This is a genomic window from Faecalibacterium langellae (assembly GCF_002549775.1).
Lineage (GTDB): Bacteria > Bacillota > Clostridia > Oscillospirales > Ruminococcaceae > Faecalibacterium > Faecalibacterium langellae.
In genome coordinates this window covers 49,370-67,594 of record NZ_NMTR01000004.1, presented here as the reverse complement: position 1 = coordinate 67,594, position 18,225 = coordinate 49,370, and the positions used below count along the sequence as shown (strand labels likewise).

The 18,225-nt window shown below is 57.6% G+C and carries 18 protein-coding genes and 1 pseudogene; 3 read left to right on the top strand and 16 right to left on the bottom strand.

Annotated elements, in window-relative coordinates:
* Positions 1 to 20: 20 nt before the first annotated feature.
* Positions 21 to 254: pseudogene (locus CGS49_RS14530) on the top strand (transposase); the annotation flags it as partial.
* A 172-nt stretch (positions 255 to 426) separates the two neighbouring features.
* On the opposite strand, the gene CGS49_RS01615 reads toward CGS49_RS14530, so the two are convergent.
* The 6 genes from CGS49_RS01615 to CGS49_RS01590 form a co-directional block, all read right to left on the bottom strand.
* Positions 427 to 804, bottom strand: coding sequence for a desulfoferrodoxin family protein (locus tag CGS49_RS01615; protein WP_097800207.1), 378 nt, complete (start codon positions 802 to 804; stop codon positions 427 to 429).
* A 110-nt stretch (positions 805 to 914) separates the two neighbouring features.
* A complete protein-coding gene (gene sfsA, locus CGS49_RS01610) occupies positions 915 to 1,580 on the bottom strand; it encodes a DNA/RNA nuclease SfsA (RefSeq protein ID WP_097800206.1) in 666 nt (221 codons plus the stop codon).
* A gap of 14 nt (positions 1,581 to 1,594) precedes the next feature.
* Complete coding sequence (locus tag CGS49_RS01605; protein ID WP_097800205.1) at positions 1,595 to 2,677, bottom strand: hypothetical protein; 1,083 nt, start codon at positions 2,675 to 2,677, stop codon at positions 1,595 to 1,597.
* 18 nt (positions 2,678 to 2,695) lie between these two features.
* A complete protein-coding gene (locus CGS49_RS01600; protein ID WP_097800204.1) occupies positions 2,696 to 3,214 on the bottom strand; it encodes an O-acetyl-ADP-ribose deacetylase in 519 nt (172 codons plus the stop codon).
* A gap of 10 nt (positions 3,215 to 3,224) precedes the next feature.
* A complete protein-coding gene (locus CGS49_RS01595; RefSeq protein WP_097800203.1) occupies positions 3,225 to 3,752 on the bottom strand; it encodes an isochorismatase family protein in 528 nt (175 codons plus the stop codon).
* A gap of 115 nt (positions 3,753 to 3,867) precedes the next feature.
* A complete protein-coding gene (locus CGS49_RS01590; protein ID WP_097800202.1) occupies positions 3,868 to 4,083 on the bottom strand; it encodes an HFLK protein in 216 nt (71 codons plus the stop codon).
* 171 nt (positions 4,084 to 4,254) lie between these two features.
* On the opposite strand from CGS49_RS01590, the gene CGS49_RS01585 reads away from it, so the two are divergent.
* Positions 4,255 to 4,950, top strand: a complete 696-nt coding sequence (locus CGS49_RS01585; RefSeq protein WP_097800201.1) for a sigma-70 family RNA polymerase sigma factor — start codon at positions 4,255 to 4,257, stop codon at positions 4,948 to 4,950.
* A gap of 16 nt (positions 4,951 to 4,966) precedes the next feature.
* Here the strand turns inward: CGS49_RS01585 and CGS49_RS01580 are convergent, their stop codons facing one another.
* The 7 genes from CGS49_RS01580 to CGS49_RS01545 form a co-directional block, all read right to left on the bottom strand.
* Positions 4,967 to 5,581: a ribonuclease M5 gene (locus CGS49_RS01580; protein WP_097800200.1), complete on the bottom strand. Its 615-nt coding sequence runs from the start codon at positions 5,579 to 5,581 to the stop codon at positions 4,967 to 4,969.
* Positions 5,578 to 6,606 carry a DNA polymerase III subunit delta gene (holA, locus tag CGS49_RS01575; RefSeq protein WP_097800199.1) on the bottom strand — a complete coding sequence of 343 codons (1,029 nt, stop codon included), beginning with the start codon at positions 6,604 to 6,606 and terminating at the stop codon, positions 5,578 to 5,580. The genes CGS49_RS01580 and holA overlap by 4 nt, the downstream gene beginning before the upstream one ends.
* Positions 6,607 to 6,668: 62 nt before the next feature.
* A complete protein-coding gene (locus CGS49_RS01570; RefSeq protein WP_242975303.1) occupies positions 6,669 to 8,696 on the bottom strand; it encodes a ComEC/Rec2 family competence protein in 2,028 nt (675 codons plus the stop codon).
* Positions 8,697 to 8,786: 90 nt separating this feature from the next.
* Positions 8,787 to 9,326 carry a phosphoribosyltransferase family protein gene (locus tag CGS49_RS01565; RefSeq protein WP_097800198.1) on the bottom strand — a complete coding sequence of 180 codons (540 nt, stop codon included), beginning with the start codon at positions 9,324 to 9,326 and terminating at the stop codon, positions 8,787 to 8,789.
* A gap of 29 nt (positions 9,327 to 9,355) precedes the next feature.
* Positions 9,356 to 9,688: a histidine triad nucleotide-binding protein gene (locus tag CGS49_RS01560; protein WP_097800197.1), complete on the bottom strand. Its 333-nt coding sequence runs from the start codon at positions 9,686 to 9,688 to the stop codon at positions 9,356 to 9,358.
* A 33-nt stretch (positions 9,689 to 9,721) separates the two neighbouring features.
* On the bottom strand, positions 9,722 to 12,385 hold the full coding sequence (gene alaS / locus CGS49_RS01555; RefSeq protein WP_097800196.1) for an alanine--tRNA ligase: 2,664 nt from the start codon (positions 12,383 to 12,385) through the stop codon (positions 9,722 to 9,724).
* Between the two features lie 425 nt (positions 12,386 to 12,810).
* A complete protein-coding gene (locus CGS49_RS01545; RefSeq protein ID WP_097800195.1) occupies positions 12,811 to 13,527 on the bottom strand; it encodes a hypothetical protein in 717 nt (238 codons plus the stop codon).
* 104 nt (positions 13,528 to 13,631) lie between these two features.
* Here CGS49_RS01545 and CGS49_RS01540 point away from each other — a divergent pair, with 104 nt between their 5' ends.
* Positions 13,632 to 14,582, top strand: a complete 951-nt coding sequence (locus tag CGS49_RS01540; RefSeq protein WP_097800194.1) for an RluA family pseudouridine synthase — start codon at positions 13,632 to 13,634, stop codon at positions 14,580 to 14,582.
* 78 nt (positions 14,583 to 14,660) lie between these two features.
* Here the strand turns inward: CGS49_RS01540 and CGS49_RS01535 are convergent, their stop codons facing one another.
* The 3 genes from CGS49_RS01535 to CGS49_RS01525 form a co-directional block, all read right to left on the bottom strand.
* Positions 14,661 to 15,683 (bottom strand): hypothetical protein, encoded by a 1,023-nt coding sequence (locus tag CGS49_RS01535; protein ID WP_242975302.1) that lies wholly within the window; start codon positions 15,681 to 15,683, stop codon positions 14,661 to 14,663.
* Between the two features lie 196 nt (positions 15,684 to 15,879).
* A complete protein-coding gene (locus CGS49_RS01530) occupies positions 15,880 to 16,353 on the bottom strand; it encodes a LysR family transcriptional regulator (protein ID WP_097800193.1) in 474 nt (157 codons plus the stop codon).
* Between the two features lie 15 nt (positions 16,354 to 16,368).
* Positions 16,369 to 18,210 carry a recombinase family protein gene (locus tag CGS49_RS01525; RefSeq protein WP_242975301.1) on the bottom strand — a complete coding sequence of 614 codons (1,842 nt, stop codon included), beginning with the start codon at positions 18,208 to 18,210 and terminating at the stop codon, positions 16,369 to 16,371.
* Positions 18,211 to 18,225: the final 15 nt, after the last annotated feature.

The following is an 18,225-nucleotide window of genomic DNA, read 5'->3' as shown; positions in this document are numbered from 1 at the left end:
TTGCCTATCTTCTTTCCGAGAAAGGAGCGCTTCTCCGGATGAATCGATCCATTCAGGTAGAGGGGGCATTCGGCGTGCTCAAGAGCAATCGTAAATTCAAACGCTTCCTGATGCGGGGAAAGACCAACATTTCAACAGAACTCTTTCTCCTTTGCCTCGCTTTTGACCTCCAGAAGTTCTTTTCCAAATTGCAACGCGGAAAGCGAAAATCCCATCTTTTTCCTCTCAAAAAGAGTAGAATTTTTCCAAACTGAAAATTCAAAAAGCTGAGCACCTGCTTTTTCACAGATGCTCAGCTTTGCTGTACTTATTTTTTGAAATCTGCCTTTGAGTTTTCAACATTCTGCCTGATTTGCACGGTGAGTGCGGGAGTTTTCAATAGCTTGAAAGAATGCTATTTTGCAACAGCCTCTTGCATTGATTGTATCAGAGTTTCGTCATCCAGAGCCCATGCAGATTGCAGTATGCGTAAACGGCCACCGGCTTTTCACTTCCCAGTTCAAACACCGCGTTGGGAGCCCGCCCCGGGTTCAGATAGCGGATCTGCCCGCCGTTCTCGGTCTCCACAAAGATCCACTGGATGTGATGAACATCCGCCATGGGGTGTTCCACCGCGCCCACCGTAACTGTGAGACTGCTGCCGGAAAGCTCTGCCACCGGCAGATGCTTCTCGCCGCTGGCTTCCACCGTATTGGGAACCAGCTCTTTCATTTTCTCCCCGCAGCAGACCAGCGGAACGCCTGCGTTATGGATGGTAGTGACGAGGTTGCCGCAGTGATTGCAGATGTAAAACTTTGCCTTCATATCGAAATCCTCCATTGGAATGTTATCGGTGTATTTCTTGTGTCTATATGATAACATTTCCTAGTTGTGATTTCTGTGACTGAATCACGCAAAGCGTTTTTCTGCCGTCTTCACCCTTCCCTCTGCTCCACGATTTCCAGACTATCCCGCCCTACATGGCAGAGCAAAAACAGCACTTGCACACCTGCAGCCTTTGCTTCGGCCAGTGCCGTGCCAAACTCCGGCTGTGTGCTGACATTTGGCCGCACCTCGGTGATGCCTTCCATCTGAATCACAAAGACCACAGCGCACTGATATCCTGTCCGCTGTGCCTGCGCCAGTTCGTGCAGGTGCTTCACACCGCGCTCGGTGGGTGCATCCGGGAAATAGCCGATACCGTCCACTTCCAGTGTGCAGCCCTTGACTTCCAGCAGGTACTTCTGTTCGCCCTTTTCCATGTAAAAGTCGATGCGGGACTTCCCATAGGTGAATTCCGGCTTGATATAGTCGTAGCCCTGTTTTGCAAGCCACTCTCCTACTACCTTGTTGGGTGCCTGACTGTCCATGTTGACCCAACCAAGCCCCTGCTTATGTACCGCCACAAGGTCGTATTTCGTTTTGCGTTTCGGGTTATCCGACACTTCCAGCCGCACCGCCGTGCCGGGCAGCAATAGCTCTTTGCACCGCCCGGTGTTCTTGACATGGACGGTTTCCACTGCTCCATTCACTTCCACATGGGCAATAAAGCGGTTGGGACGGTCAACAAAAATGCCGTCTGCGATTTCTCTGTATTTCAATCTTTACTCCATTTTCAGTACAGGATTCGGGAGCCATGCCCATCCTGTTTACCAAGATACAGTTCCACGACCATCCTGCCGCTTTCACTGTTGCAGAGTTCTTCCTTGCAGTAGCCGCAGAGTTTTCCTTCCGCTTCCGATACGTAGCGGTGCAGCGATTCCTGCAGGTCTTTCGGGATGCTGCCCCACGGAATGACATAGCTCATGCCGGTATCCCCCACATCCACGATGCAGGCCCGCTCACTGTCCTCATCGGACAAAATCAGGTTCACCAGAAACACATCCGCAAACGGTGCCCCCTGATACTCTGCCTTTTGCCGTCTGCGCTCCGTCCGAAGCTCATCCAGCGCTTGATTCAGGTCATTCTCAGGCAGTGTGGATTTATACAGCAGGATATGCAGTTTCTGCTCCGCCGCTTCACTGTCATTCTGACCGTTGGCCGGAAGTTCCACATCTGCATGAATGGTGCAAATCTGTTTTTGCATTGCAGCACGCAGGTTTTCCAGTTTCTGCTGCCGTTCTGCTTCCAATTGCTGTGCGGACTTTTGATGTACTTCTTTGGCTTCTGACTGTTGCGCAGCATGCTCCTGCTTGGGCTCTGGCTTAGGCTTTGACCATTCGCTGTGCTTTTCTGCGTCAGCCTCCGAAACGTTTTGCCCTAGTACAGTCGGCACCGACACGCTTTTGGCACCGCTTTGTGCTGCCGATGCTTTCTGTGCCGCAGAAGGACGCTCCGTTCTCTTTGGTTTTACCGACCGCGTTGCACCTGTGCTCGTGCTTTTTGCCTCCGGCCTTGGTGTTTTCACCGCAGGAACAGCATTTTTAACATTTTCCGGTCGAACCCGTGTCTGCGTCTGCCAGAAATCGCTGCCTGTGCGCTGATAATAGGACTTTTCCGCTCGTTTCCGGCTGCTGCGCACACCATCACAGATCCACGAAAAAATCAGGTAGCGCTCCAGTGTGTTCCAAAAGCTGCTGCGCCGATGGCAGGGTTTATGCCGTCCACGGGACGCATACACAATCACTGACAAGCATCCGAAGAACAGAAAACCTGCCGCAAACCCGATCCCTGTAAACAGCTTTTTGAAAAAGCCCATCTCTCACACCTCTTCCGGTTACAGCCTTGCCTGATACACCCGCTCCGTCCGGGCATCGAAGCAGCAGAAAATCACCTGCATGGCGTAATCCGCGTTATCTTCCAGCCACTGCGCCACTGTTTTGACCGCAATCTCTGTGGCATCTTCCAGCGGGTAGCCATATACGCCGGTCGAAATTGCAGGGAATGCAACACTGTGAACGTTATGCTCTTTGGCAAGATCCAGCGAATTGCAGTAACAATCCGCCAGCTGCACCGCATCTTCTGCCACACCGGAGTAAATTGGCCCTACTGTATGAATGATGTACTTTGCTTTCAGCCGGTAACCCTTGGTGATTTTTGCTTCTCCAGTGCGGCAGCCGTGCAGCGTGCGGCACTCAGCCAGCAGTTCCGGCCCTGCTGCTCGGTGGATAGCACCGTCCACACTACCGCCACCTAGCAGACTGCGGTTGGCCGCATTTACGATGCAGTCACATTCCAGTTTAGTAATGTCACCCTGCACCACTTGAATCTGATTTTTTACTTTTTCAGAAATCATTGTAAACACCTCACTTTTTGAGCAGCTCCAGTGCCTTGTCCATGGGCACACAATCGGCATAGCGGTCCGGCCAGAGGAACTCATTATAATAGCGATAGCTCTGCTCCCCCGTCATGTACTCGTTGTCCTGCGTGGAATTTGCATAGGCAGGAACGATCATGTGCAGGCCATGCTCAAAGCCCGCCTCCACCGTTGCATTGATGCAGAAGTCCGTCATGATGCCGCATACCATCACATCTTTTTCGCCCTTTTCCGTCAGATATTCCAGCAGACCGCTTTCTTTTTTGAACGCACTGCATACGGTTTTGACGAACCGTTTTTCCGTCAGCAGTGGCGCAAACCCGGAATAGACCTCAAATTCATCGTCCCCGATGGAGAAACCGGTACCGGGCCCATCGTCATGCTGGACATAGACGACCTCGATTCCCTGTTCGCGGGCAGTCCGGATCAATTCCCTGATGTTGCTGACAAACTTTTCAAACGCATACAGGCGTTCATCCACGATACCTTTTTGTGTATCCACAACCAGTAAAACCATGTGTAAGCCCTCCTAATTTTTCGTTAGCCCCATCCTATCATAGACCACCGCTTTCTACAAGCAGATTCAAAAAATCCCCACAGGGAAAACTTGTGTTTCACCTGCAGGGATTGATTCAGCCACCCAGGACGATCAGGATCAGCACCACGACCACTGCAATAGCGATCAGGCAGCCGCATCCGCTGCCGTCCCCGCCGCCGCCATTGTTGTTGTGGTTTCCGCCGCCACCACCGCCGCCGGACGAACCGCCGAAGCTGCGGTTGAATGCCGTCATGTACTGGGCATAGCCCGTGTCGCCTTTGCCGAAGTAGCCGTAGTCACCGTTTGCCATTGTTTTGTCCTCCTCAGAAGTCTGTTGTTGCTTCTTATGAGGTTATTATACAAAAAGTGATGTACCATAAACTTCCCTTATGTTCTTTTTTCTGTTTGGATAACGTCCAAGCCTTCGCGCATACATTCCAGTGATGCATTTTTTTCGCCGCAATGAACGGAGGGAACCGGTATGCTGCTGACCCTGCTGCAATTTTTCGCCACAAAATTTCTGTTTCTGGCGCTCCATCTGGAAAGCGGCTGCTTTCCGCGTCCACTCACAGCCCGGGAGGAGGCTGCCGCCTTCAGCGCCCTGCACGCCGGGGACACCGCTGCGCGGGAAAAGCTCATCCGGCACAACCTGCGGCTGGTGGCACACATCGTGAAAAAATACTACGCTCTCCCCGGCGACCAGGAAGACCTTGTTTCCATCGGCACCATCGGCCTGATGAAGGCCGTGGACACCTTTGACACCACCCGCAAAGCGCGCTTTTCCACCTACGCCAGCCGGTGTATTGAAAATGAGATCCGTATGCAGTTCCGGCGGGACCGCAAGACCGGGCAGACCATCTCCCTGCAGGAATCGCTGGAAGCGGACGGCGACTCGGCCCTGACGCTGGCCGATGTGCTGCAGGACAGCTTCTGCATGGAAGACACCTGCGAGACCCAGGACGCGGTGCGCCGGGTGCGCCAGCTGCTGGACACTCTGCCCGCCCGGGAGCGGCAGATCATTCTGCTGCGGTACGGCCTGGCCGGGCAGCCCCCGCTGACCCAGCTGGAAGTGGCAGGCCTTCTGCACATCAGCCGGAGCTATGTCTCCCGCTTGGAGACCCATGCGCTGGACCTGCTGCGCCAGCGATGGGACACAAAAACGGCGCAAAAGCCATAGCCTTTGCGCCGTGCGTTCAATCTTCCAGAATTTTCAACTGCATTTCGTTTAATTGTTCAAAGCTGTAAAGACGGTTCAGTGCTTCCACCAGCTCTTTTTTGGAAAGACGCGGCGGCAGGCCCAGCGCGTTCAGCAGCTTCGCCTTGCGCTCGGCGCTGCCCGGCTTGCCGGAAAGGCCCCATTCATACAGATCGGTGTAGGTAATCTGCCGCCCCTCCGGGCGGGCGGGAGTGGCCCCGGCCTCTGCACCCAGGGCATCCCGCAAGGCCTGCAGCACGATGGCATCGTCCACGCCCTCCACACCCAGCAGGCCCTCTTTGCCGGGCTGCTCCTTGCGCTTTTCCTTGCCGTGGATGGCGGGCACATAGGCCTGCACCACGTTTTTTGCGCCCACGAGATTCGTGATATAGTTGCGGATGCGGAAGCCCGCCGCGTCCGAATCGGTGAGCAGAATCAATCCGTTTTTCTGCGCCAGCGCCTTGAACAGCTGCTGGCGCTGTTTGTCGCTGTAGATGCCAAAGCCGTCCGTCAGCAGGATCATGGCGTCCGTCAGGTGTGAAAGCCGCGCTGCATCGTATTTTCCTTCCACGATCAGCACCCGGCCGGTGTGGATCATCTCGTTTTCCTTCATCGTCCGCTCCCCGCCATCGCCAGGCGGCACAGCGCTGTTTCCAGCAAAATCTGCGCGTCCACCGGCTGGCCTTTCAGGCTCTGGTCCAGTTCCAGCAGCACCTGCATACAATTTTCGATCTGCTTCAGCGTATAGTGCGACGCCGTTTCCGCCGAGCGCTTGAGCCGGTAGTCGCTGCCCTTATAGCCGAAATCCTTGAACACGGTGCCATAAGGTTTGCGCTTTGCAGCCCCCAGCTTGACCCGATACAGGTCCACATAGCTGCCGATCATGGCACCCGTGATGGCGATGGGCTCCTGCTGCAGCCGCAGCAAAGTCTGCAGCTTCTTGCAGGCACCGGTGGCGTTTTTGGCTGTGATCATGCGGATCATCTCGAACACGTCCGCATCCAGGCTCACCGTGCTCATCTCGGCCACCATGGCCGTCGAGACGGTCTGGTAGCCGGACAGCGCACAGAGCTTGTCCACCTCGTTTTCCAAAAGGAAGGGGTCCTCGCCGCAGCGCTCCAGCAGAGCCGTGGCAGCCCCCTCCGGCAGGGTGGCCCCCTGCTCTTTGGCGCGGTCGATCATCATCACTTTCAGCTCAAAGGGCTTGGGTTTTGCCAGTTCTTCGGTGTAGCCAAGGGCTTTGCACTGGGCAATAAGCTTTTGCGCCCGCTTGCTCATCTTGAGCTTATTGCGCTCCAGCTCAAACACGCTGCCCAGCACCACCACGGCGTTTTCCAGGCTGGCAAGGGTGCTGCAGAGTTCCTCCAGGTCTTTGTCGCCGTAGCCGCCGGGCTCCACCTCCGGCAGCACCACCACGCGCCGGGTGCCGAAGAAGGAGATAGTGCCCGCCGCCATAATGAGCTGTTCGATCTCCGGGGCCGCGCCGTCCAGCACGGTAGCGTCCTCGTCGCTGTCGGCCGTGAGGATGCGGGTGGCCGCCGCCACCGCCTGCCGCACAAGGTAGCGTTCGCTGGAATAAAAATAGTAGACCGGGCAGCCCTTGTCGGCCAGCTGCCGCAGTTTTGCTTCGGTGGCCATGCAGGCACCTCCCTTCCCTCATATTGTTTTATTGTACCACACTCCGGCACAAATGCAAAGCGTTACTCTGCCTTCAGTCCGCCGCCCCGGCGCAGGCTGAGGGATGCAGGCAGTGCATCCCCACTCTCTAGCCAATCGTACCGGCGCAACGCCAGCACATTCCCATACCGGACTGCCGTCGGCTTTGCAGGCGATGCCAGCAGCCACTGTGCTGAGACCGGCTCTGCCAGTTCCACATTTCCGCTGAGGGCAACAAACTGCCGGTTGCCGATGGTCAGCCGCGCAAGGCTGCCGCCCCGGGTGCGCAGCACTTCCACCCGTGCCGGTGTGCACCGCAGCTCCTGTGCCGTGTTCGCCGCCATTTGTTCGGCCCGGACGGTCCGCGCCGCTTCCAGCGTGCAGGCCATCTGCGGCTTCGTGCGCAGGTCCACCAGAAGTTCCACGTTCTGCACGCCCCGCCGAGCCAGCTGGTTTTCCACTGCGTTCTGGGCAGAAGCTCCGCCCCGGAACAGCACCACGGCCGTCTCGTTCTGGGTGACCACCACTGCCGGCGCGTTGGCACTGCCCACAAGGTCGATGTGCACCACGTCCCGGCTGAGAGCATTGCCCAGCCCGACGGTCACCGCCGCCGTCAGCAGGATGCAGGGTACGGCTGCACGCAGGCGCACCTTCCAGCGGAATGCAAGCCAGCACAGCCCGATGAGCACAAGGCACACGATGGCCGCATAGGCCGTGTCAAAATAAAGACCGGTGCCCGGCTTTTCGGCCAGCCACAGCGCCCAGCGGTCCATCAGGCCGGTGAGCAGCACGGCCGCACGGGACAGCAGCCCATACACCGGCGCAAGGGCCGGGACCAGCCCGGCAAAAGCCGTGCCAAGGCCGAGCAGCAGCATCGGCTGGACCAGCCACAGCACGGCCACACTGGATGCCACCGCCCACACGCTGATGCTCAGCCCCCGCAGCACTAGCACCGGGAAGGTGGCAGCCGACGCACAAGCCGCGATGCAGGCGCTTTCCGCCAGGCCCCACAGCCGCATTGGCAGCTTGAGATACCACGGGCGTTTGACCGGGTTCTTCGCCTTTTTCCAGAACCGGCGGCAGTACCACTCCCGGGCGCGGCGGACGCATGCACCGCCCGCCACGGTGCCCAGCACAGCCGCAAACGAGAGCTCGAAGCCGATATCACAGGCTGCATAGCTGTTGCCCGCGGTCATGGCAATGCCCGCAACGGCCAGCGAGGTGAGGGTGTCCGGTGCACCGTAGACCCACACTCCCAGCGCGCTCACCCACACTGCCACCGCCGCACGGCACACCGAGGGCGTGAAGCCGGTCACGCCCATGAGCAGAAAGGCCAGCAGACTGCGGAACAGGGCCCGACGCTTGCGGCTGCGGTAGCTCTGCTCCCATTCATAAGGGATAAGCGATGAAAGGATATCACCGCAGAGGATGGACACATGCATGCCGCTGACCACCAGCACATGGGACAGGCCCGCACTCCGGTAAGCACTGCGCAGCGCCGCTGAAAGATGGCTGCGGTCACCCACCGTCATAGCGGCCAGCACACCGCCGGTGCTGCCATCCATGCGGCGGCGCAGGGATGCACTGAGTTTCTGCTGCAGGCGGTGGGTGCGGGCGCGGAAGCTGCCGCTCTCGCCCAGAACTTCAAGATCCGGTTTGTCTTCGTCCGGTACGGCCAGCAGGGCAATGCCGTCGGTGTATCGGTCCACCCGGCTGCCTGCTGCGGGTGCCGCCAGGGTAAAGCGTCCCTGCACCCGCTGGCCTGCTTCGCAGTCCGGCAGCGTCTCGCACTCCACCCGAAAGGACACCGTCTGGCCGTTCACTTCTTCCACATGCAGGACCGCATCCACGATGCCGGGGTAATAGGAGTCCGAGGCCGTTTCCACCTCTGCCGTCAGCACCAGCGGACGCCCGGCGTACCGCACCCGAAGCTGTTCCATCCGGTTCTCGGTGTACAGCACGGACGCCATGCCCGCAGCGGCCCCCAGCAGGATGCACAGCGCCGCCGCCCGCGTCTTTTCAAAGATGCAGAGCAGCAGGCAAAGGGCAACAAAAAATGCCGCAAACGGCACAAAACGTTCCGTTTGCGGCAAAAAAGCGTACACTAACTCAACACCCAGCATTCCGGCGCAGAAAACGCAGAGCGGGCGTCGCATGACGGCTTAGTGGAAGAACAGGGGCAGCGGCTCCAGGAAGATGATATCCTTGCGCTCGGCTGCGTCGCCCTCGGCCAGAACAGCGGCCTGGCCCACGATGGTGCACTGGGTCTGCTCGGCCAGAGCATCCAGAGCCTTCAGGGAACCGCCGGTGGAGATGACATCGTCCACCACCAGCACACGCTTGCCGTTCATCTTTTCCAGCTCCTTGCGGTCGATGACCAGCTTCTGCTTACCGGCAGTGGTAATGGACTGATCCTCCACTACCACGGGGTCCGGCATATACAGCTTGACACCCTTGCGGGCGCAGATATAGGGCTTGCCGCTCTGACGGCTCATCTCGTGCGCCAGCGGGATGCCCTTGGCCTCGGCGGTGAGCAGGATATCAAAATCCGGGCACTTCTTCAGCAGCTCCGCAGCAGCAGCCACGGTCAGCTCGGTATCGCCCAGCATGATGAAAGCAGCAATGTCCATGTGGTCGTTCAGCTTGCAGCGGGTCAGTTCACGGGTCAGGCCTGCAACGTGCAGCGTATAAGTCTCAGCCATAATTCAACGATCTCCCTTTTCTATTGAAATCAGACAGGCAGTTTTTCGCCGCCCAGAACATGGAAATGCAGGTGCTTCACGGTCTGGCCTGCGTCCTCACCCACGTTGGAGATGACGCGGTAGCCGTTGTCCAGGCCCTGCTCCTTGGCCAGCTTGCCGATGACGGCGAAGATGTGGCCCAGCAGTGCGCCGTCTTCTTCGGTCAGCGCAGCGGCAGAGGGGATGTGCTTTTTGGGCACCACCAGGAAGTGCACCTTGGCCTGCGGGTTGATGTCGTAAAACGCCACCACCTGCTCGTCTTCGTACAGCTTCTTAGAGGGGATCTTTCCCTCTGCGATCATGCAAAACAGACAATCTTCCATGGGAAACAACTCCTTTCTGATTTTGATGCAGTCTTATTCGCCCAGGGCCTTCTTGACGATGCCGCCGACAGCAGCCAGAGCTTCGTCGATCTTGGTCTCGTCCTTCAGGCCGGCCATTGCAAAGTCGGGCTTGCCGCCGCCCTTGCCGCCTGCGATGGCGGAGATCTCCTTGACCAACGCACCAGCCTTCAGGCCCTTTTCCTGTGCAGCCTTGGTGACGGTGACGGCCATGGTGATCTTGTCCTCAGCCTTGCCCACCAGCACAGCCACAGCAGGCTTAACAGCCTTGTCGCGGATGGTATCGCACATGCCGCGCAGGGTGTCGCCGGTGGTGCCGGTGAAGTAAGCGGAAGCGATCTTCACGCCGCCGATCTCCTCGGCATTGTCGAACAGGCTGGTCACCTTGGAAGCAGCGACCTTTGCCTTGATCTCCTCCAGCTCCTTGCTCAGAGCCTTGTTCTCAGCCATGACAGCCTCGGCACGGGCAGGCAGAGCGGTGACGTTGTTTGCCTTCAGGGTGTTTGCCACAGTGTGCAGCATTACTTCCTGCAGGTTTGCACGGATCAGCAGGTTGCGGCCGGTGACAGCCTCGATGCGGCGGATACCCGCAGCAACGGAGGACTCGCTCACGATCTTGAAGCCGCCGATCTGGGCAGTGTTCTTGACGTGGGTGCCGCCGCAGAACTCGGTGGACCAGCCCTCGATATCGACCACGCGGACCACCTTGCCGTACTTCTCGCCGAACAGAGCCATTGCGCCCAGCTTCTTGGCTTCCTCAATGGGCATCTCCTTGACGGTGACGTTCATGGACTCGTAGATTTTGTCGTTCACGATCTTCTGCACGCGGGCCAGCTCCTCGGGGGTCACAGCGCTGAAGTGGGTGAAGTCGAAGTGGGTGATCTCAGCATCCTGATAGGAGCCTGCCTGATGCACATGGTCGCCCAGCACTTCGCGCAGAGCTGCCTGCAGCAGGTGGGTGGCGGTGTGGTTGCGGGCAATGGCCATGCGGTATTCCTTATCGACCTGAGCGGTCAGGTGGTCGCCCACCTTCACGATGCCGCTTTCCAGCACGCAGGTGTGGACATAGTAGCCCTTTGGGGTCTTCTTGACATCCAACACGCGCAGGCTGCAGTCAGCACTGCTCAGCACGCCGTGGTCGGCAGCCTGACCGCCCATCTCAGCGTAGAAGGGGGTCTTATCCAGCACCACCAGCACGCCGTCCTTTGCCTCCTCGTCGGTGGCAATGGCATCGGTCAGGGTCTCCTCGTCGCTCAGCGCCACAACGGTGCCCTTGTCGGTCAGGGTGTCGTAGCCGGTAAAGACGGTGGGCTCGGCCTCCAGTGCGCCGAACAGGTCCTCGCTCCAGCCGGAGATGTTCTTCTTCAGGCGCTCGGCGCGGGCACGCTCCTTCTGCTTGGTCATCTCGGCGTGGAAGCCTTCCTCGTCGATCTCAATGCCCTGCTCGGCAGCGATCTCCTTGGTCAGGTCCAGCGGGAAGCCGAAGGTATCGTTCAGCTTGAAGACGTCCAGACCCTTCAGCAGATGCTCGTGTGCCTTTTCCAGACCATCGATCATGGTGTTCAGGATGTTCATGCCGGCATCAATGGTGCGGGCAAAATTTGCTTCCTCGGTACCGATGACCTTCTTGATGTAGGCATCGTGCTCCCGCAGCTCGGGGTAGGCGGACTCGCTGGACTGGATGACCGTTTCCACCAGCTCCACCAGGAACGGGCGGGTAACACCCAGCATCCGACCATGACGTGCGGCGCGGCGCAGCAGGCGGCGCAGCACATAGCCGCGGCCCTCGTTGGAAGGCAGGATGCCGTCCGACACCATAAAGGTGCAGCTGCGGATGTGGTCGGTGATGACGCGGATGGAGATATCGGTCTTGGCGTCGTCGCCGTAGGTCTTGTTTGCGATGTGCTCCACATGGTGCAGCACGCTCTGCACGGTGTCCACCTCGAACAGGTTGCCCACGCCCTGCATCACGCAGGCCAGACGCTCCAGACCCATGCCGGTGTCGATGTTGGGGCGTGCCAGGCGCTCGTAGTGGCCCTTGCCGTCAGCATCAAACTGGCTGAACACCAGGTTCCAGATTTCCATATAGCGGTCGCAGTCACAGCCCACGCCGCAGGTCGGCTTGCCGCAGCCGTACTCGGGGCCGCGGTCGAAGTAGATCTCAGAGCAGGGGCCGCACGGGCCGGAGCCGTGCTCCCAGAAGTTGTCTTCCTTGCCCAGACGCACCATGTGGTCCGGAGCGATGCCCACCTTCTTGGTCCAGATATCGTAAGCCTCGTCATCTTCCTCGTAGACGGAGATGTGCAGCTTGTCCTTCGGGATGGCCATCCACTCGTCGCTGGTCAGGAACTCCCAGGCCCAGGGAATGACTTCTTCCTTGAAGTAATCCTGGAAGGAGAAGTTGCCCAGCATCTCAAAGAAGGTGCCATGGCGGGCGGTGATGCCCACGCGCTCGATATCCGGGGTGCGGATGCACTTCTGGCAGGTGGTCACACGATGGCGGGGCGGCTCCTCCTGCGCCAGGAACCACTTCTTCATGGGGGCCATGCCGCTGTTGATCAGCAGCAGGCTGGGGTCGTTTTTCGGCACCAGGGGGAAGCTGTCCAGACGCAGGTGGCCCTTGCTCTCAAAGAAGCTCAGGTACTTTTCACGCAGTTCATTCAAACCGGTCCATTGCATAGGTTTTCTCTCCTCAATCGTTTTTGGCGCTCAGGCGCCGTTTTTATGCTGTTATGGCAGAGGGGCGGCACGGTGAAAAAACAAAAAGCAGCCCTCATCCCAAAAGGGACGAAGGCTGCTTGTGCATCAAACTCCGTGGTACCACCCAAATTGCAAAGGATCACTTGTCCCCTGCCGCTTTCGGCGCATTAACGCTGCGCAGCGTCCGGTTTACATTCGCCGGAAGCTCCGGGGTGGCGCGAAATGATCCCGACCGGAGCGCCTTACAGCCGTGGGCGCTCTCTCTGGACGGTGGTGTGTGCATTTCTGACCCCATCATTGCCATCTGTCATAATTTTACATTCCGCAAAGCAGACACAGCGTCCCTTCGCGTACAGCTAAATTATAGCATACGCAATACGTTTGTCAACGGTTTTGAGCAAAATTTACGGCACCCAGATGCGGCGCACCTCCAGCACCTTGCCGCCCTGCACCACCAGCGTGGTATTATAGGTGGTCCAGTTGTCGGGTTCCGCATTGATCGCCGCTGCCACCGCATCCGCGCCTGTGGTCTCCACGGCTTCGGCCTGCGGGTCAGCAGAACTGTCTTTCAGCACTACATCCTCTGCCAGCGGCATCGTCTTTTCTCCCATCTCGTAATAGAGCGGGTAATCGTCAAAGGTCATCGTCCGGTAGGTGTCGTCATCCTCCAGCTTCAAGTCCAGCCCGCTGGGCTGCTCCATGCCGCCGTTGATGCTTACAAGATGGTATTCGTCATTTTTTTCGATGCTCGTCACCGCATCGTTCACGACCTGATTCCATGCCGCACCCTCCTCGTGGAAGGTGATCTTGTCGCCAACAGCAAGGTTTTCAATATCCTCTTTTTTATAACGGTCGTAGCTGAACACCTTAGCAGTCAATTTACCGTCCTGTACGCCGGAAACGATGGATGCCGGGATAAACGTTACCGTATCCGGGTCGTCCAGATCGTCCAGTGTCCCGGTCAGCAGATTGATCGGCTCTGTAACGCCTTCTTCTGCCACATGGGACGAGGCGGGCACCGCACTGGAGGCGGGGGTGCTGGCGGGGGTGCCGGAGCCGCCGCAGGCCGTCAACGCAATGCCCGCAGCCAGAACAGCCAGAATCTTATATTTCAGGTTCATAAAAACGCCTTCTTTCTTGACGCGGTAGATTTCTTCCGCTACAATAAAAACGAATCAAAGACCCATTCTATTGCGACTGATTTTAAGATAGAGAGGAATTTCCCGTGAAAATTTTAAAAGTAAAATGTCTGGCCCCCACCCGGCTTGACAATTATCTGACCCAGCAGTACCCCGCCCTGACCCCCGGCCGCCTGAACAAAGCTCTGCGCGAGAATAAGATCAAGCTCAACGGCAAAAAACAGCCGCTCTCCACCCGCGTGATGGCCGGCGACGAGATCAAGCTGTTCATTCTGGACGAGGTGCTGGACGCCGACAAGCGCGTGGACGGCCCGGCCTGGAAGAACGCCCGCGGCCCGGCACAGGTGGTGTACGACTGCCCGCAGATTTTAATTGTAAATAAACCCGCCGGCCTTGCCGTGGACGGCCCGGAGGACGACACCCTGCTGAACCGTGCCCTGCTCTACCTGAACCAGCAGGGCGAGTATAAGGAAAACAGCCTGTACACCCCCGCTCTGTGCCACCGGCTGGACACCGGCACCAGCGGTCTTGTGATCATTGCCAAGACCCCGGAAGCCGAGGAGCTGTTCCTGGCCGCCATCAAGAACCGTGAAGTGAAAAAGACCTACCTCTGCGTCACCTTCGGCCGCCCCGTGCCGCCGGATGCCACCCTGGGCGGCTACCTGCTCAAGGATGCGGACCGCGGCATCGTGAAGATCGTGGAGGACAAGCAGCCCGGTGCCAAGGAAGTGGAGACCCAGTATGAGACCATCGCCGTCTCCGGCCGTCTGGCCCTGCTGAAGGTCAATCTCATCACCGGCCGCACCCACCAGATCCGTGCCCACATGGCCAGCATCGGCTGCCCCATCCTGGGCGACAGCAAGTACGGCAACAACACCGCCAACCGTGAGCTGAAGCTGAAGTATCAGGCCCTGTGCGCCTGGGAGCTGACCATGCCGCACTTCAACCAGCCAGACTTTGAGTTCCTCAGCGGCAAGACCTTCCACGCCCCGAAGCCCTGGTACTACAGCCAGGTGCTGGACGGTACGCTGAAATAAGACGTTTTCTCAAGCACCCCAGACAGCAAAAAGCGGCCCGGAATGTTTTTCACATTCCGGGCCGCTTTGTTTGCATCTTTAGCCGAACAGGCTGGTGAGCCAGCCCATGGTCGTTTCGGCCGCATCGGTCAGAGTCGTTTCGATCTGCTGGATGCCCTCGGAGAGCTTCGTGCCTTCGGTGTCCTGTGCAGACCAATAAGTAGCCGTGCTGCTGGAACCGTCCGAAACGGTGAAGTCGCTGGTGAAGCAGAGGGTCTCGCCGTTGGAGTCGGTCAGCATGACCATGTAGGTGTAAGCGCCTTCTGCCAGCTCACCGAACTTGATCTGGCTGTCCACGCTCTTGAAGGAGAAGCTGGTGCCTTCCACCACCGCCTGTGCGGTCTGCACGGGCTGATCATTGGTGTCCAGAATGGCCACCTGCACGCTGGTCAGGGTGGTGCCGGATGCACTGTTGGCCGTGCCGGTCAGGGCCATGCCCTTGCCCACCTGAATGTTGACCGGGTAACTCATGCCCTCCAGGCGCAGACCGTCGGCCACCGAAGCCACCGAGTTGTGGTCAGAGGTAACGTACCAGTAGCAGGACGCGCCGTTGACGGACACGCTGGAGCTGGTGAGCGGGATGCGGCCGGAGGAAATGTTCCCGGCCGGGTCGGAGCAATAGAACACGCCGTTGGTGTAGTCGGTCAGCAGCACGGCGTGGGGCTGGCTGCGGTCATACAGGACGATGCCCTCCGGGTGCTGCGAAAGCAGGGTGATGAGGGTCTGGATCTTTTCCACTTTGCTGGAAGGCAGGGTGGCGTAGCCCACCTGCATCTCCTTGTATGTAAAGCTGTGAGACAGGCCGTTGGCCCATGCCGTGCCGCGCACACTGTTCTCGGTGACGGAAGACCAGTCGGTCAGGCCGTCGAAGTAGGCGCGCCGCCGCAGCATCATGGCGGCCGAAGCCAGCGTGCAGGTGCCGCCGCGGCTCTGCTTGAAGTAGAAGCCCGCGTCCACGTTCAGGTCCACTGCAAAAGCGGCAGGCAGGCAGGTGAGCAGAAACACCAGCGTCAGCACAAGGCTCAGCAGCTTCTTCTTTCGGGACGGTGCAGCGGTATTCACGGGTGGATTCTCCTTTCGGTCTCAGGCAGCTTTCATGCGTTCACTGCCTTAAAGTATACCAGCTTGTAACCGTTTTGTAAACGATGGTGAAACTTTTTTCTCAATATTGACACGTTTCCACTCTATTTGTTAGGCAAAATGTCCAGTTTTTCGAGCGATATTCTACACATCCCACAAAATTTCGTCCCGACTTTTTTCAATTTTTTCGAGCTTTCCCGCATGGCTGTGCTGTTTTTTCTTCGCGGAAATCGAGATATTCGAGAAAGCGCTTCACCGCAAGCGAAGCGTTCTTTCTGTCCCGCAGGCAGAACGCGATGGTGCGCAGCGCGGGCACATCCAGCTCCCGGATAGCAATGCGGTAGGGCACCCGCTTCAGGATCAGCTCCGGCAGGATGCTGATGCCCAGCCCGCTTTCCACCATGGACATCACCGCGTAGTCGTCCCAGGTGGTGAAGTGGACGTTCGGCTGCAGGTGATACCGCTCAAACAGCGCCGCAATCTCGGCCTTTGCGCCTTTTTCCAGCAGCGTCAGGTTCCACTCCCGCTCCAGGTCGGCGATCATCCGGCTGATGCCGGACTGCGAGTAATGCAGCCGTTCTGCCGCGCGGGTAAAGCTGCCGTCTTCCACCGTGGCGACGAATGCGCGGTACTTCAGCAGGTTCATGTCCATGGGGCTTCCTCCGTTTCATTCAGTTTTTGCATGGATAGCATTTGAAAGATTCGCTTTTCTCATTCTACAACAGGTGCTACAATAATGCCTGCGTTTTTTCAAGGAGGAATCTCCATGCAGACCGCATCCTCCGTGGACATGCTCCACAGGCCATTGACCGGGAAATTGATCCGGTTCGCCCTGCCCATTGCCGCCAGCAGCATGCTGCAGCAGCTGTTCAACGCCGCCGACACCGCCGTCGACGTGGCGGGCTGCTCTGGTGCAAAAAAGCGGCGCAGTAAACGCAGCAGGGCCGGTGGTCATTGACCACCGGCCCTGCTGTTCCATTTTGACAAGCACACAAACAAAAAAGCTCTCTCGACGAATCGAGAGAGCTTTTGGTCCAGCAGAGCTGGACAAATCCGAACTTTTTCCTTCTACCCCATCAGCCGTCAAAGCGTCCTCAAATCGGACGATTTGGGTGCCATCCTTGTAGTTGAACGTGATTAGCATCCGGTCATCGTACAGGAAAATGGCATTTATAAAAATTTCAATCAGCGCTTTCCGCTGCTTTTTCTGCGAAATATCGAACTTTCTGAATTTCATCAGCCAGAATCGGATGAAATCCTCATTGAAGCTGGGCTTCTTCAATTTTTCATCTGCGATTTTTACAGTCAGCTCATCTTTCTGGATTTCCAGCGCTTCCAGACGCTCTTTCGTTGTCCGGGTGTACAAGCCGTCCTCGATTGCCTTCATCAGGTTGTCCAACTTTTTGTTGACCTCTCGCAGTTGCTTTTCCAGCAGCGGGATCGTGGTGTTCTCCTGATTCTGGACATCCATGACCAGTTGAACGATCTTGTCGATCATCGCATCGTCCTGAATCAGCTTCATGGTCTCCCGGACGACCAGATCTTCCAGCCAGTCCTTCTGCACGGTCTTTTTATTGCAGCCCTTGCGGCGCTTGACGTTGGCGCATTTATAATAATAGTAGGTGCGTCCGGTGGCACTGGTTCCGCTTTCGCCGAACATCAGCGCACCACACTTGCCGCAGAGCAGCTTGGTGGTCAGCAGATATTCCTCGTCTGCCTTGCCACAGGCAGGGGCACGCTTGTTCTTATCCAGACGCTTCTGCACCCGGTCAAACAGGTCTTTCGGAACAATAACTGGAATCGCTCCCGGCACAACGATATCCCGGAAAGACAGTTCGCCAATGTACCGGCGGTTCTTCAGCATGGTGTTTACGCTACTGTGGGTCATTTTGCCGCCCAACATATTGCGGACACCCTTGTCATTGAGGAAGTTTACGATTTCCACCATCTTATCGCCGTTGTCATACCGCTGAAAAGCTTCCAGCACCAGCGGAGCGGTCAGCGGGTCAAGATGATAAAACTTGTCCTCGTCGATTTTATAACCAATGGTTCCCGTACCGCCGGTACACTTCCCTTTCAGAGCGTTTTCGGTCTGACCACGAATCACCTTTTCGGACAGCTCTGCCGAGTAGTATTCCGCCATACCTTCCAGAAGGGTTTCTACCAGAATGCCCTGTGAGCCCTCGGCAATGGGTTCCATAACAGAAATCAGGTGGACGCCGTTCTTTTTCAGAATCATCTTGTAGTTAGCACTATCAAAACGATTCCGGGCAAAGCGGTCAAATTTCCAGACGAGAACAACATCAAACAGCTTTTTGCCGCTGTCTTTGATCATCTGCTGGAATTCCGGGCGATTGTCCGTTTTGGCAGAGAATGCACGGTCAATGTAGTGCTTGATGACCGTGATGCCGTTCTTTTCCGCATAGGCGGTACATTCCCGAATCTGCCCCTCGATAGATTCTTCACGCTGGTTATCTGATGAATAGCGGGCGTAGATTACGGCGGTCATAGACTCACTTCCTTT

Coding starts and splice junctions, on each gene's coding strand:
- CGS49_RS01565 (WP_097800198.1), bottom strand. CDS start 9,326: ATGGCTGAGACTTATACGCTGCACGTTGCAGGCCTGACCCGTGAACTG.
- CGS49_RS01545 (WP_097800195.1), bottom strand. CDS start 13,527: ATGAACCTGAAATATAAGATTCTGGCTGTTCTGGCTGCGGGCATTGCG.
- CGS49_RS01580 (WP_097800200.1), bottom strand. CDS start 5,581: ATGAAGGAAAACGAGATGATCCACACCGGCCGGGTGCTGATCGTGGAA.
- CGS49_RS01605 (WP_097800205.1), bottom strand. CDS start 2,677: ATGGGCTTTTTCAAAAAGCTGTTTACAGGGATCGGGTTTGCGGCAGGT.
- CGS49_RS01585 (WP_097800201.1), top strand. CDS start 4,255: ATGCTGCTGACCCTGCTGCAATTTTTCGCCACAAAATTTCTGTTTCTG.
- CGS49_RS01560 (WP_097800197.1), bottom strand. CDS start 9,688: ATGGAAGATTGTCTGTTTTGCATGATCGCAGAGGGAAAGATCCCCTCT.
- CGS49_RS01595 (WP_097800203.1), bottom strand. CDS start 3,752: ATGGTTTTACTGGTTGTGGATACACAAAAAGGTATCGTGGATGAACGC.
- CGS49_RS01530 (WP_097800193.1), bottom strand. CDS start 16,353: ATGGACATGAACCTGCTGAAGTACCGCGCATTCGTCGCCACGGTGGAA.
- CGS49_RS01600 (WP_097800204.1), bottom strand. CDS start 3,214: ATGATTTCTGAAAAAGTAAAAAATCAGATTCAAGTGGTGCAGGGTGAC.
- alaS (WP_097800196.1), bottom strand. CDS start 12,385: ATGCAATGGACCGGTTTGAATGAACTGCGTGAAAAGTACCTGAGCTTC.
- holA (WP_097800199.1), bottom strand. CDS start 6,606: ATGGCCACCGAAGCAAAACTGCGGCAGCTGGCCGACAAGGGCTGCCCG.
- CGS49_RS01590 (WP_097800202.1), bottom strand. CDS start 4,083: ATGGCAAACGGTGACTACGGCTACTTCGGCAAAGGCGACACGGGCTAT.
- CGS49_RS01525 (WP_242975301.1), bottom strand. CDS start 18,210: ATGACCGCCGTAATCTACGCCCGCTATTCATCAGATAACCAGCGTGAA.
- CGS49_RS01615 (WP_097800207.1), bottom strand. CDS start 804: ATGAAGGCAAAGTTTTACATCTGCAATCACTGCGGCAACCTCGTCACT.